The 13272-nt window shown below is 61.6% G+C and carries 17 protein-coding genes; 7 read left to right on the top strand and 10 right to left on the bottom strand.

The window, feature by feature from the left end; translation table 11 throughout:
* Positions 1-103 precede the first annotated feature (103 nt).
* Positions 104-877 (top strand): MinD/ParA family ATP-binding protein, encoded by a 774-nt coding sequence (locus ACMGFM_RS11365; RefSeq protein ID WP_436902732.1) that lies wholly within the window; start codon positions 104-106, stop codon positions 875-877.
* Position 878: 1 nt separating this feature from the next.
* Here the strand turns inward: ACMGFM_RS11365 and pstB are convergent, their stop codons facing one another.
* From pstB to ACMGFM_RS11335, 6 genes are all read right to left on the bottom strand, one after another.
* Positions 879-1727 carry a phosphate ABC transporter ATP-binding protein PstB gene (gene pstB, locus ACMGFM_RS11360; RefSeq protein WP_436902731.1) on the bottom strand — a complete coding sequence of 283 codons (849 nt, stop codon included), beginning with the start codon at positions 1725-1727 and terminating at the stop codon, positions 879-881.
* A gap of 184 nt (positions 1728-1911) precedes the next feature.
* Positions 1912-2571 (bottom strand): phosphate ABC transporter permease, encoded by a 660-nt coding sequence (locus tag ACMGFM_RS11355; RefSeq protein WP_436902730.1) that lies wholly within the window; start codon positions 2569-2571, stop codon positions 1912-1914.
* Between the two features lie 54 nt (positions 2572-2625).
* The gene (locus ACMGFM_RS11350; RefSeq protein WP_436902729.1) at positions 2626-3558 is read right to left on the bottom strand and encodes a DNA replication complex subunit Gins51; all 933 of its coding nucleotides are present in this window, start codon (positions 3556-3558) and stop codon (positions 2626-2628) included.
* 13 nt (positions 3559-3571) lie between these two features.
* Positions 3572-4744: a DNA primase small subunit PriS gene (gene priS, locus ACMGFM_RS11345; protein WP_436902728.1), complete on the bottom strand. Its 1173-nt coding sequence runs from the start codon at positions 4742-4744 to the stop codon at positions 3572-3574.
* A 43-nt stretch (positions 4745-4787) separates the two neighbouring features.
* Positions 4788-5270, bottom strand: coding sequence for a GNAT family N-acetyltransferase (locus tag ACMGFM_RS11340; protein WP_436902727.1), 483 nt, complete (start codon positions 5268-5270; stop codon positions 4788-4790).
* Between the two features lie 186 nt (positions 5271-5456).
* Positions 5457-5657, bottom strand: coding sequence for a hypothetical protein (locus tag ACMGFM_RS11335; RefSeq protein WP_436902726.1), 201 nt, complete (start codon positions 5655-5657; stop codon positions 5457-5459).
* A 104-nt stretch (positions 5658-5761) separates the two neighbouring features.
* Here ACMGFM_RS11335 and ACMGFM_RS11330 point away from each other — a divergent pair, with 104 nt between their 5' ends.
* From ACMGFM_RS11330 to ACMGFM_RS11320, 3 genes are all read left to right on the top strand, one after another.
* Positions 5762-6169: an archease gene (locus tag ACMGFM_RS11330; RefSeq protein WP_436902725.1), complete on the top strand. Its 408-nt coding sequence runs from the start codon at positions 5762-5764 to the stop codon at positions 6167-6169.
* A 95-nt stretch (positions 6170-6264) separates the two neighbouring features.
* Positions 6265-6489, top strand: a complete 225-nt coding sequence (locus tag ACMGFM_RS11325; protein ID WP_436902724.1) for a DUF8106 domain-containing protein — start codon at positions 6265-6267, stop codon at positions 6487-6489.
* A gap of 93 nt (positions 6490-6582) precedes the next feature.
* Positions 6583-7032: a DUF5788 family protein gene (locus ACMGFM_RS11320; RefSeq protein WP_436902809.1), complete on the top strand. Its 450-nt coding sequence runs from the start codon at positions 6583-6585 to the stop codon at positions 7030-7032.
* On the opposite strand, the gene ACMGFM_RS11315 is transcribed toward ACMGFM_RS11320, so the two are convergent.
* Both ACMGFM_RS11315 and ACMGFM_RS11310 read right to left on the bottom strand, forming a co-directional pair.
* Complete coding sequence (locus ACMGFM_RS11315; protein ID WP_436902723.1) at positions 7029-7685, bottom strand: alpha/beta hydrolase; 657 nt, start codon at positions 7683-7685, stop codon at positions 7029-7031. The two genes, ACMGFM_RS11320 and ACMGFM_RS11315, sit on opposite strands and share 4 nt — an antisense overlap.
* A 76-nt stretch (positions 7686-7761) precedes the next feature.
* Complete coding sequence (locus tag ACMGFM_RS11310; protein ID WP_436902722.1) at positions 7762-8181, bottom strand: hypothetical protein; 420 nt, start codon at positions 8179-8181, stop codon at positions 7762-7764.
* An 83-nt stretch (positions 8182-8264) separates the two neighbouring features.
* On the opposite strand from ACMGFM_RS11310, the gene ACMGFM_RS11305 reads away from it, so the two are divergent.
* From ACMGFM_RS11305 to ACMGFM_RS11295, 3 genes are read left to right on the top strand one after another with little or no spacing between them, the layout of a single operon-like run.
* Positions 8265-8855, top strand: a complete 591-nt coding sequence (locus ACMGFM_RS11305) for a DUF1684 domain-containing protein (protein ID WP_436902721.1) — start codon at positions 8265-8267, stop codon at positions 8853-8855.
* Positions 8856-8896: 41 nt separating this feature from the next.
* Positions 8897-9376 (top strand): GNAT family N-acetyltransferase, encoded by a 480-nt coding sequence (locus ACMGFM_RS11300; RefSeq protein WP_436902720.1) that lies wholly within the window; start codon positions 8897-8899, stop codon positions 9374-9376.
* A 47-nt stretch (positions 9377-9423) separates the two neighbouring features.
* Positions 9424-11301, top strand: coding sequence for a sensor histidine kinase (locus tag ACMGFM_RS11295; protein ID WP_436902719.1), 1878 nt, complete (start codon positions 9424-9426; stop codon positions 11299-11301).
* On the opposite strand, the gene tgtA is transcribed toward ACMGFM_RS11295, so the two are convergent.
* Together tgtA and ACMGFM_RS11285 are read right to left on the bottom strand one after the other, a co-directional pair.
* Entirely contained in the window at positions 11298-12746 is a 1449-nt protein-coding gene (gene tgtA, locus ACMGFM_RS11290) for a tRNA guanosine(15) transglycosylase TgtA (protein WP_436902718.1), read from the bottom strand. The genes ACMGFM_RS11295 and tgtA overlap by 4 nt on opposite strands.
* Positions 12747-12771: 25 nt before the next feature.
* A complete protein-coding gene (locus tag ACMGFM_RS11285) occupies positions 12772-13251 on the bottom strand; it encodes a DUF5797 family protein (RefSeq protein ID WP_436902717.1) in 480 nt (159 codons plus the stop codon).
* Between the last annotated feature and the right edge of the window lie 21 nt (positions 13252-13272).

Here is a 13272-nt window from a genome sequence, read left to right as displayed (position 1 = left end):
CGCCTATCGGCGGACTTCTGCGAGCGTTCAGGGGCTCCAAGAGATGTCGGCGCGCTCGTTCAGGCACACTGTTACTTTCTCTATTAATCACCAATAGTGGCCAATGTCAACGGTATACACGTTTGCAGGAGGGAAGGGCGGGACCGGCAAGACGACCGTGACAGCAAACGTGGCAACGGCGCTCTCTGCAGAGGGGTACGATGTCGCAGCGGTAGATGTTGACCTTCGGATGCCAAATCTCGGTCAACTGTTTGAAATTGCAGGCGACGGCGGCGTCCACGAAGTCCTCGCAGGCGAGGCCACCGTCGCGGACGTCAGCGTCCACTCCAAACACGGGCCAGCAGTCGTCCCGGGATCGATGGCGCTCGAGTCCGTCGAGCAGGCCGACCCCTCAAACCTTCGTCGAGCGCTCAACTCACTGACAGACCGTCACGAGGTCGTGCTATTAGACACCGGGCCCGGATTGAGCCACGAAAATAGCGTGGCGTATGGGTTGGCCGACGCGGTCGTGCTCGTCAGTACGCCCAGCGAGGCTGCCACCAGGGATATCCGGACGACCCGCGAGATGGTTGCGCAGGTCGACGGCACCGTCGGCGGATTGGTCCTGACCCGCAGCCACGGTGAGTGTGACCCCACAGCACTGGCAAATGCCGCCGGAACAGACCTGTTCGGCGTCGTTCCGGAGTACGGTGACGCCAAGGAACCACGGGTGGCTGTCGAGCCGACAACCCCGGCCGCTACCGAATACGAGCGGGTCGCGACATCACTGGCAGTGTACCACCAGACCGGGTCACGAGAACAGGCGCTTGCTGCGGAGAGCAACACTGGAGAAGCAGACGGGTTGCTGCAGCAGATTATGGACGCGTTGGGACGGTAACTTATCCGAACTTGCCGGTGATGTAATCCTCGACGCGCTGGTGTTCGGGATTCTCGAAGATTTTCTGGGTGTTGTCGTACTCGACGAGTTTGCCGCCGGTGAGGAAGACGGCGGTCATGTCCGAGATTCGTGCTGCCTGCTGCATGTTGTGGGTGACGACAACCACGGTGTAGTCCGTCGCCAGGTCTTCGATCAGGTCTTCGATTTTCGAGGTGGCAACTGGGTCCAGCGCGGAGGCGGGTTCGTCCATCAGCAGGACTTCCGGGTCAGGCGCGATAGCGCGGGCGATGCAGAGCCGCTGTTGCTGGCCACCCGAGAGGTCCATCCCGGAGGTGTGGAGTTGGTCTTTGACCTCGTCCCACAGCGCCGCCCGGCGGAGGGCGTCCTCGACCTGTTCGTCTAGGTCTTCAACTTTGTCCTGGACGCGGAGTCCGTACGCGACGTTGTCGTAGATGCTCTTGGGGAACGGATTTGGTTCCTGGAACACCATTCCGACCGTCCGACGGAGCGCAACCGGGTCGACATCCTCGTCGTAGAGATTCTTGCCGCGGAAATACAGGTCTCCCTCGACGCGAGCGCTCGTGATGAGGTCGTTCATCCGGTTGACACAGCGCAAGAATGTCGACTTTCCACAGCCAGAGGGCCCAATCAGCGCGGTGACCTGCTGTTCGGGAATCGGGAAGGTGATGTCGTCTAGCGCCTGTTCTTCGCCGTAGAACACATCGAGATTATCCGCCTCGATAATGGTCTCACCGAGCGTGTCTGCCCCCGCGTCGTCGGGAACTGTCGTCTGTGGCTGTGTGATCGATTCACTCATCTCCGTGGATTCGGTTTCGTTCTGGAAGCTCATGGTGTAGGTATTCTCAGCCGCCACAGCGTGGCAGTCGCGTACTGTGGGTCACTGTCTACCCCGGCCACAGCAGACACAGTACGGCGTCTCATTATTCGCCTCTACCGGTGAGATACATAAATACTGTACTATTAATTATATAGAGCTAGCGTAAGTGAACAATAGGCATATATAGACGGCGGCGTCAGCTGCCGGCTGCGTCGTCCTCGCCACGGTCGGTAAGTTGTCGAGCACCCGGCAGGCGAGCGACGATATCGGTCACCCACCCGAGTTTAAACAGGCCAAACTGCGAGAGGACACCGAGGACGAACAGCCCAAGGAAGATGGGTGACGTTGGTTCGAAGGTAAGGGGGTCGACGGCAACATTGCTCTGGGCCGTTCGCAGCGCACCAATCGTGAGTTTTCGTGAGACGAGCGCTGCACCCACCGCCGAGGTGATGATAACCATCATCGTCTTGGTCATCAGCGAACCGATGACGGCGGCGGCAAGGCCCATCCCGAGAACGATTGCAATCCCAACTGGACTCACCAGATTCCCGAACATCGGCGCAACCGCAGTCGCTCCGAAGTACATTCCAACGGCGAAGCTAATCGCGCCAACAGCCAGTGAGAGCAGCATATAGGTGGCCAGAATGCCGGCAATCGCGCCGATTGGAATCGCAACAGCCGTCGCGAGCAACCCCTGAACACCGACGAACCCCCCGATTGTCGGTGCAATGAGATAGCCCCCAGCAGCGCCGACGACGGCCCCGAGCAGTCCAACGCCGTACACGGAGAGCACAGCGCCGAAAAACAACAGCACAGCCCCGCCGAGTACGAACGCAATATCTAGTAGTTCTACCATACCACTCCGTTCCCAACGAGGGGGAAAAACCTTTGTGCCTTTGCGAACGGCTGGTTACAGCCCCTCGGCGGCGTCACGGTCGATGAGCAGCGACGCATTGCTCTCGGGTAGGGTAACAATATCGTCGCGCGCAAGGTCGTAATCGCGTTCGTCAGAGCCAACGAAGGTGCCGACATCGTCAGTGATGCGGACCGTCCGACGCTCGACTGCCGGGGGTTCGCTGGTTGGCTGGCCGCCGTCGTTTCTGAGCGCCTCCTCGCCCTGTGGCGGCGGGCTTGCAGTCTCCCCTGTGGACTCGACGCGAGTCGTATCGCGTGGAGACACATCACGGTCAGCCTGTTGTGGTTGTTCGGGTGGTTGGTCACCGCCGGGCGGTGACACCTCGCCTGCGGTCGGTTCGGGCGACTCTGTGGCGGGTGGCTCCGGGTCGGTTGTGGTGGACTCCGCCGAGGGCGGTTCGGGGTCAGGTGACTCGGCCTGTGTCGGCGGCCCACCCGTGGGCGCTGTCGTCTCACCGCCCGACCCCATCAGGTCGGCGGCGGAGACGTCCGGTTCCTCCGGTGCTGTCGTCGTGGCTTCTTCGTTTCCGCCGGACGGTGAGTCTCCGTCGAGCACGTTGAGGACGTGCTGGCGGTTGGATTTGATATTATCGACCAGTGTATCGAACAGGTCCTGTTCTTCTTTGGTCATCCCGTCAGCTTCGGCCGGGAGGTCCGCAGCGGCGAAGGAGGCGGCTTTGACAATTTTGCCGACGCGTTTCTCGTAAATTGCCTCGACAGTCTGTTCTGCGGTGTTAATTTCGTCGGTGAGCTGGCCGACTTCTGTCGAATCGAAGGGGTCATCAGCGCGCTCGGCAGCGCGGTCACGTTCGGTCTGAAGCTGTTGAATGAACTCGCCCGCGTCCGCGTAAAAGCTCTCGCGCAGCTGCTGGAGCTTGTCGGTCTGTCGCTCGCGGTCGCGCGCTGCTTGTAGTTCTTCGAGGTTCATTCGTGTCTCTCGCTCATTCTTGCCCCTTTTCGGCCCGTCCCCGTGTCATCAGGAACACGCCAACGTACTCCGGAACGGTATGAACACCCTCCTCCAGTGTAAAACTATCGCCCGCGAGTTCGACCGTCCCGCCGTCGGTCACAGCAATACTGATGTCGTGATTCGTGAATGTCTCCGGCACAGCGTCAACCAGCGGGTCGAACGTCTCGATATTGTCGCGGGGAATCCGCGTGACTGCCAGTCCGCTGCCGCCGTGGAGGCTGCCGGGCAGTCGAATCAGTCGGTTGGTATCAGTCGAGACTGGTTCGTCGATTGGCGCGTTCTCCTCGGCGACAACCTCAGTCGCGAACTGTCTGGCGAGCTGGGCGAACACAGCGTGGGCCGAGAGGTTCCCCCGCTCGATTTCGACGAAGCGGTCCTGTGTGAGGTTGTACGCTGCCTGCGCTCGGCCCTCGCCGATGCCCTCGTACTCCTGCAGTCGTTCGAGCGCTTCCTCCTCGGGCATATCTCGCACGTCGCCCAGAATTTCGAGGAGTCGCTGGTGGATGCGACGGCCCCAGCCACCCTCGGTCGGCAGATAGCGGTTCTCCGCGGGTGTCTTTCGGCCCAGCCCCGCGACGGTTTCCTCGTCGAGGAGTTCGTCGAATTCGAGGCCGATGCCGCGGACGTAATCGACGATTTCGCGGCGCGCGTCGCTGTCGAGGTGTTGGATTGTCGCGTCGCGGACGTGGACGTGATAGCCACGACTGCCAGAGAAGACAATCTGCAACTCCTCGAATCCGAAGTCGGATTCCAGAAAGTCGAGCAATCGGAGGAGGGCGTCCTTACACGTTTCGAGCATCTCGGCGTAGCTATCGTCGGGTGTCGTTGCGGGGAGATGGTCGGCGTCGAGGTCGAAGATGAGGTCAGAACTGCGCCAGCCTTTCTCGCTCATCGTCGTCACGCCGGGGTCGTCGTACCGGCCGGCCGAGAAGTAGACGTGTTTCGGGCGCTCGCGGGCGAGGAAATCGTCGAGATTGCCGAGGTCAATCATCGCGTTGTGGCGGCTGTAGGTCTCGCCGGGGCCGTCGGTCCAGGGGACATAGCCCCACTCGCGTTCGTTGGCCTCCGGCGGCGGAGTGAGTGACTTGTTGCGGTAGTGGTCACCGAACCGCCCGCGAAGATACGCCTGTGTCCGCTCGTGCACGCACACCACTTGCTGGAGTACTCAGATAGGCGTTGCGCTTGGCTCACCGCGAGAGCAGGTTCGCCAGTCGTTCCCGAATCCCCTCGCCTTCGCCGAGTTTGAGATAAAAGGCGTCGCCGCCGTCTTCGTAGTAGTTGTCGATACGACGTTTGACCCGAAAGCCAAGCGCGCGGTAGAAATCCAGCGCTTCTCGGTTGGTCGTCCGTGCGTGACAGGTGACGGAGCCATACTCGTCGGCGACGTTGGCAACGAGTCGTTTCCCGAAGCCTTCACCGCGGTAGTTGTCGGCAACAGCGAGGAAGAGAATGTAGCCGTCCCGCCGGACTGCCGCAAACCCAACGAGGCGGTCGTTGGCGCGGTCAGCGTAGAGATAAACCGTCGAGCGCTGGTAGGCGTTGTCGAAAAAGTTGCGTCGCTGTCTGAGGACCCCCTCGTTCTGGCGGATCTGCTCTTTCAGTTGCCAGGCAGCGTCGACGTGGTCGTCATCTCCCGGCCCCACCTCAATCCGCTGGACATTGACGCTCACTACTGCTACCTATGTGGGCGGGGAATAATAATTCTGCTGAGTGCGAGGCGTGAGCGAAGCGAACGCCTCGAGTGAGCGGCGACGGCAGGAGCCGCGAGTTGCGAGATCGACCGACGGGATATCTCGATATTGCGAGCAGGGAGACCGAGCGAAGCGAGGTCTCCGTAACACGAACAGCGACGGCCGTCAGGGACGTCGCAGCTGCCAGTATCGGATCGCAAGATAGAGGATAATGAAGCCAAGCGTCACCGCGCCGAAGGTCTGGCCGCCGCGGACCGCAAAGACGACAGCAACAAGATTGAGCGCGATGCCGGCGATATACACCCACCCCAACTGCGTTGCCGAAATCGGGAGTGAGTCCAGCGGGTTCGACTTCTCTTCACTCATGTGACCACCAGTTCATACGCGCTCTTCGGCCCGCGGCGAAAAAGTCTCTCTGTTCCGGAGTCTGAACGGAACCCATTAGCCCGTCGGCGACCGACAGCCAGGCAATGGGCTACGAACTCCGTCCACACACCGCCGACGTCGCTGTCGAGGCGACCGGCGAGACACTCGGAGCAGCCTTCGGCGCAGCGGCGGACGGAATGGCCGCCGCGATGGCCGAAGAGTGGCCAGCGGGCGGCGAGCGGTACGACATCAGCGTTCGTGCGGAAAGCCGAGAGGCACTATTGTTCGATTACCTTGACGAACTTATCTACAAACGCGATGTTCGCTCGGTGCTGCCCGTCGACAACGAGGGGACCGTGACCGAGGGCGACGACTGGCAGTTCGACGGCCACTTCCGCGGCGTCGACCTCGCAACAGTGACCGCCCGCGACCTGAAGGCAATCACCTACTCCGAGATGGAAATCGAAGACACAGCCGACGGCTGGCGGGTCTACGTCGTCTTCGACGTGTAAGTATACGGCTGACGTAACATCTCCTTGCCCTCCAATGGCACAGAATGGTTTTCTTTACCAACAGTGCTTTATTCGTCGGCGCCGTAGTCAGATCAATGTCACACACTCAGCACTGTTTGCCCGCCCAAGACAGCGGCACCGAGTCGCTCCACGAGCGGCGCAAGGCAGTGCTCACCTGTCCCCGCTGTGCCCACGCAAGCCCCCCTGACGGTGACTGGCGCACGCAGCGATGTGACCGCGGCACCGAACTGCGCTGTCCCGGTTGCATGACGGTGTTGACGGTCCGCGAGCAGTTCGCTGACAGCGATACACCGAAGTAGGCCAGTCCCTAACAGCCAGTCGTGACCGACCCGCCAGCACGCCGCGAGCGTGGCGACGCCGGCCAACCCCTCCGTTCGGACGGCGGCGACCCGATCAAAGCGTTCGAGCGCAAGCAGTTGCTCGAACGAATCGAGCGCGAGAGCGCCACCGTCGGCGCGTCAATCCCCGAACAGATCACGATTCAGGGCGAACAGATCGATCTCCAGGAGTTCGTCTTCGAGATTCGCCGTCGTGACACTATCCCCCCGGGGGAGCGCGAACGCGTCGAACAGGCAAAGAAAAATCTCCGTCGTGAGCGTCTGCAGCGCAAACAGCGCATCGAGGACGAGCCAATCACCTACGAAGAGGGTGACCGTCTCACGGAGGCAATTATCGGCATCGACCGTGCGCTGAACGAACTCGAATCGCTCGGCCCTGTCGACATCGAAGGTGAAGCACAGGCACAGGAAGCCGCCGACCGCAAGCGCTGGATGAAGTTTCTCCAGAAAGCGCTGGGTCACGCTGACGACAACAGCGGCCACGGCGTCGGCGGGCGTCGTTAGACAAGCGACTCGACCATCCCGCTCACGTAGTCGAGTTCGTCCTGATTGACGCCGTGACCCATCCCCTCGTAGATGCGCGTTTCAACGTCGCCGTTCAGTTGCTCGAACACTGTTGCCGTCGTGTGGACACGCTCCTCTGGAATGTGTGGGTCAACATCGCTACAGCCAAGGAATGCCGGCGTTTCGTCCAGGTCACCGTCGTAGTCGTCAGTGTTGATCGTCTCGCCAATCAGCCCGCCACTGAGCGCGACGACACCGCCGTAGCGCGTTGGGTTGCGCGCGACGAACTCGCTGGCGAGACAGGCCCCCTGTGAGAACCCAAGGACGACGATCTGGTCGATGGGAATATCGGCGTCGTTGGCGCGGTCGATTGCCGACTGGATAGCCGCCAGTCCCGAACTCCGGCCGGGTTCGTTGCGCTCGACTGGCGCGGTGAAGGGGTTCGGATACCAGGTGTTGCCGGCGGCCTGGGGGGCCAACAGCGCGAGGCCGTCGTGGTGGAACTGCAGGCCAGTCTGGGCGATACTTCGGGCAGTCGCGCCGCGGCCGTGGAGCAAAATTGCGGCTGCCGAGGCGTCAGCGAGCTCTGTCCCGGCGGCAACGAGTTGTTGGTCGCCGTGTGGGTCGTCCTGATCACCGTGTGGATTACGCATTGACACGGTATTGGCGGCCCGGCGGGATAAGCGCCACCGCGACGGCGACCCAACCAGATGACACCGCTGTCACTGCTCAGGCCTTGCCGATGGCAGTGAGCAAAGAGAGAAAGAGGATCATCGGCAGTTGGCAGAACAGCAGCACGATGAGCAAGATATCGAAGGAGAGGTCGGGGCTAAACCGGAACAGCAGTTCGGGGACGAGCCACCAGGCAGTCGACGCAAACAAAAACGAGAGTGCAACCAGTACCGAAAGGAGGTCGGTCGGCGCAACCAGAAACTTGTTATACCGGCTCACGCCCTCGCTCGCCAGCACGAGCGCTGTGAGAACGACCAGTCCGGCAGTGCCGACGACGGCAACCAACACCACATCGACGGTGCCGAGTCGGTCTCGAACTGCGGAGAGCACCGATTGATTGAGCACCAGAAACGGCACAAGCGAGAGGAATAGATACAGCGTCGTGAACACCACAATATCTCGGTACTGGCGGCTCATGTCTACACTCTGGTGGCAGGGTTATGTATGCTTTATTGCCAGCAGACCCCGGCACTGATACCGCGGGGTCTTCTAGGACAGGTATGACCACAGCACAATCCGAGAGCGAGCGAGACCGACAACTGGTGACTGACGGCGGCGGCTACGTCGCCGAACTCCGGGCGAACCGTGCCGAGAAAGACGAATTCTTTGCCGACCACCCGCAATCGCCGATTCCGCCGGAAAAGCGCGAGGAGTTCGACGGACTGGCGTACTTCGACCCCGACCCCGAGTACCGGGTCGAAGCAACTGTGACAGTCATCAGCGAGCCCGAGGAGGTGGAGATGGAAACCTCCGACGGCCGGCAGATAACCTACCGACGACCGTTCCGCTTCGAGTTCGAGATTGACGGCGAGACGTACGAACTGAGCGGCTACCGGCGCGACGCCGACGACCCGATTTTCGTCCCGTTCCGCGACAAGACGACCGGCCAGCAGAGCTACAAAGACGGCCGGTACATGGAACTCGAACACGAGGAGGAACTGACCGACGGCACGAGTATCGACATCGATTTCAATCTCGCGTACTCGCCGTTCTGTGCCTACAGCGAGACCTTTTCGTGTCCGCTGCCGCCCGAGGAGAACTGGCTCGATACGACGATTTCCGCCGGCGAACGAGCGCCGCCGCTAGAGTAAAACTGGAACACATTTAGGCCCGCCGGGCATACCGAAGATAGATGGACGGAGTCCGGTTTCGGCCGGCCCGGCGGGAGGACGCACGGGCTGTGCTCGCTATCAAGCGAGCAGCAATCGACGGAATCGACGACAGCACCTACACCGACCAGCAGCTGTCGGCGTGGCAGCCCGAACAGAGCGCCGTCTCTGACTTTCGTCGAGCGATCGAGAGTGACACATTCGATATATTACTCGCCGAGACTGACGGTGAACTGGCCGGCTACGGTGTGCTCAACACCGACGACGACCGCATCGACGCGGTGTTTGTCGACCCTGCCTATGCTGGCAACGGGGTCGCGTCGTCGCTGGTCCGACAGTTCGAGTCCCGCGCCCGGATGCGCGCCGTGGCCGAGTTGACTATCGTCTCCTCGCTGAACGCAAAGGGATTTTACGAGTCGCTGCAGTACTGGGATTTCGGCCGGAAGACTCGACAGATCGACGGCGTCGATATCGAGTTTGCAATCATGCGAAAGCAGTTCTAGACGACCCAAAGATTCAGAATCCCTCCAGTCGTTGTTCCGACAACTGGATGGCGAACACGTCACTCGATTCCGTGTCCGTGCTGTATGTCGGCCGGGACGAGGCTGCAGCAGAGACGCTCGTCACCGCGCTCAGAGAGACGAGCGAGCTATTCGAGGTTGAAACCGTGCTCTCGACAGCTACTGCTGTCGAATTCGTCGAATCGAACCACGTCGACTGTATCGTGTCACGATACGAGCTGCCGGGCTCTGATGACGGAATCACGTTGCTCGAACAACTCCGGAACCAGCGAGTCTGGCTGCCGTTCGTGCTCGTCCCGCGCGATGGCCTGGACGTCGCCAGCCAGGCCGTGGCAGCTGATGTCGACCGCTACGTCGAGCGGACAACAGCCGAGGAGACGGCCACGCAACTGTCGACAGCGATCACGGGCGTCGTCGAAGAGTACCGACCCAGCGCCGACCTCGTCGACCGGATGACCGACGCCTTTCTCGCCGTCGACGACCAGTGGCGGATCACGTACCTCAACCAGCGGGCCCGCGAGCTGGCTGCCGACGCAGTCGAGGGCGAAGCGGCGCTTCGCGGGCAGTCGATCTGGGAGTCGATTCCTGGCCTCACCGACACCGAGTTCGAGGACAACTGTCGGCTGGCACTGGATTCACAGGAGACGCGCTCGTTCGAGAGCTACTACGAACCGCTTGACCGTTGGTTCGATATTCGGCTGTTTCCCTCCCCAACCGGGCTCTCGATGTACTTCTACGAGATAACCGACCGCCGGGAGTACGAGCAGGTTCTCGAAAGCCGCGAACGTGTGCTCCGGGACATCTACAGCATCATCTCTGACAAGGAGCTCTCGTTCAAGCGCAAGGTCGAACGGTTGCTGGAAATCGGCCGCGAGGAACTGGGAATGACCTACGGCAGCCTCTCACAGATCGACGAAGAGGAGTACACGCTGGCTGTCGTCGCCGGCCCAGAACACGAGATGATCGCCGAAGGAACGACCGTCGACCTCGACGAAACGAACTGTCAGCGCGTCGCCCAGAGTGGCGATAGCCTCGCACTGACCGACACCGCCGAAGAGGCACCCGACTTGACCGACCGACTGGTCTACGAACTCGGCGTCGAAACCTATCTTGGCACACCGATTTTTGTCGACAACGACGTCGAAGGAACATTTTGCTTCTACGATTTCGGCACCCGCTCGGAGCCGTTCTCCCAGTGGGAGATGACGCTGGTCGACCTGATGGGGAGCTGGGTTAGCTACGAGCGCGAGCGCGAACACCAACAGGCCGAACTCGAACGCGAACGCAACCGTCTCGAGGCTGTTGCAGGGACGCTGTCGCACGACCTCCGGAACCCACTGACGACGGCGAATCTCCGGCTCGAACTCGCCGCCGAAGAGTGTTCGAGTGACCACCTCGACGAACTCGACGCGTCACTGGAACGAATCGACGAACTCATCGACAACACCCTCTCGATGGCTCGGCTCGGTCCCGACGCGCTCGACCCGAAACGACACCAACTGGGGGTCATCGTCAACAAAGCGTGGGAGACTGCAGGGTCACCGGCGGCGGCACTCGAACTCGATAGCGGACTGGGGACCATCGTCGCCGACGAAAGCACGCTCCAGCAGTTGTTCGAGAATCTCTTTGCTAATGCTGTGGAACACGGGAAGCCAGACGCGAGCGAGCTCTTGGTCCGGGTCGGACAACTCGATGACGGCTTCTACGTCGCCGACAACGGCTCGGGACTTCCAGACGAGAGTCAGGCTGAGATTTTCGAGCGCGGCTACTCTACCGACGACACCGGCACTGGATTTGGACTCTCGATTGTCGACCGTATCGTCGACGCCCACGGCGGCGAGATTACCGCGACAACCAGCGAGGCTGGCGGCGCACGCTTCGAGATTCGAGGCTTTCGGGTGCGCTAAATACTGTGGACGGCCACGTCTCCGGGTAACTCGGCGAGTACCTCCGCCGACCAGCCGTCGTGAACGACTGTCAGGTCGGTGTCGGGGTTGGCCGCCGCCAGCCGCCGGATACCTCGCACGGCAGCCTCGTAGGCAGGTCGCTCCAGCGCGTCAGGACAACCAGCCGTGAGCGGATACACGTCTGAGAGGGCGGGCGGCACGGGACCAAAGGGCGGGACCAACCGCCAGCCGTCGCCCGGCGAGCCAACACTCAGTCGCAGTTCGTCTGGGGCGTCGAGTCGCCCCAGTCGCTCGTGGTGACGACGGACCTCCGGACGGCGCGCGCTCTCTCCCGAGACGTAGAAGAAGGCGTCCTTGGCAGTGGGGTCAGTTTGGCGGAGTTGGTCGGCGTAGTGCAGGAGCGTCCGGTAGCCGTCGAGCATCGCCGGGTGGCCGCGGGCGCGGGCGTCGACGAGTTCGAGCAGATTGCCGGAGCGGATTGCCTGCCTGACTCGCCGAATCTCGGCGAAACTCACCGCGAGGTTGTGCTCGGCGAGCAGGCGGTAGCGCTCGTCTTCGCTCGCCGCGCGCAGGTCTGCGGGCGTGTGTTCCAGACAGACTGAACACGAGCAGGGGAACTGTTCGAGTTCTTCCAAGTGTTCGGTGCCGCGGACGGTGAGATAGCGCTCGTCGCGGGCATACAGCGCGTAGGCCGCGGAGTCGAACAGGTCACAGCCGATTGCGGCCGCCAGCGCGAACATCATCGGGTGGCCAGCGCCGAACAGGTGGACGGGGGCGTCTTCGCCCAGTCCGCGTTTGGCTGCCGCGACGATGTGCACCAGGTCATCGAAGCGGTACTCGTTCATCAGTGGCACCATCGCGCCGACCGGGAAAACGTTGAGGTCTGTGGCGTAGGCCTCTCGGGCGGCACGCTGGCGGATATCGAGATGGGTCGAGCCCTGAATCGGCGCGGTCACGAGCATCTCACCGGTGTCGACAGTCTCGGCGAGTTCGTTTCGCTGCTGGGTGGTGCGCTGTTCCTCCGCGGCTTGCTCGCGAGGAACGTCGGGTGGTGTCGGAATGTCGATTGGTGTGCCAATATCGGAGCCAATCTCCTGTTGGAACTGAAGAATTTCCTCGGTCGTCACGTCGATTTCGCCGTACTCGGCGAGTTGAAAGGAGCCAGAGTCGGTCATAATCGCGCCCGAGAAGTCGAGCAACTCGTGCAGGCCGTCTTCGAGGGCTGGCTCACGGAGTTCGTCGCTGCCGTGGAGCACGTAGCTGTTCGTGATGAGAATCTCCGCGCCGAAGGTCGACTCCAGTTCGGCTGGCGGCACCGTCTGGACATGGGGGTTGACCACCGGCAACAGCGCCGGCGTCTGGATTGTCGTGTCCGCCCGCGGTACGTCTAATCGTCCGAGTCGTCCGGCACCGTCGTAGCGCTGAATCTCGAAAATCTCTCTCATTGGGTGCCTCCGGCGAGTCGTCCCATCAGTCTTCACCCGTCTCGATGACGATTCGGTCGCGGTCGATAGCGAGTCGGAACGTCGGGACGGTCTTGCGGACGCGCTCAACCAGTCCTTTGTCGGTCAGTGTGTGCAGCGCCGAGCGCACCTCGTCGACTGACGTGTCGGTGCCGGTGTCTTCGATGTCGTGCAGCGTTGCAACGACACTCTGTGGGTCCTCGTCTGGCCCTGGGAGGATTGCGATAATCTCTTTTTGTAATGCAGTTCCCGTGACCGAGCGCTCGCCACTCGCGTCACCGCCGCCGACGAGTGCTTCGGCCTCTGGCGTTGCACAGATCATCGAGTTCTCGTCGCGATAGTAGTACTCGCCGAGTTCGGATTCGAGATACTGGTGTACCTCGCTGCCGCTGTCCATCCCCCACTTCTCTTGGAGGTCCGCGTTCTTGGTCGGCTGGAGTGCCACCACGTCCGCGAGACGCTCCGTTGCCTCCTCGGAGAGACTCATTACCTTCTGTACTCGGTAGCT

This window comes from Halovenus halobia, assembly GCF_051414135.1.
Classification (GTDB): Archaea; Halobacteriota; Halobacteria; order Halobacteriales; family Haloarculaceae; genus Halovenus; species Halovenus halobia.
This window is presented reverse-complemented; position numbering and strand designations above follow the sequence as displayed.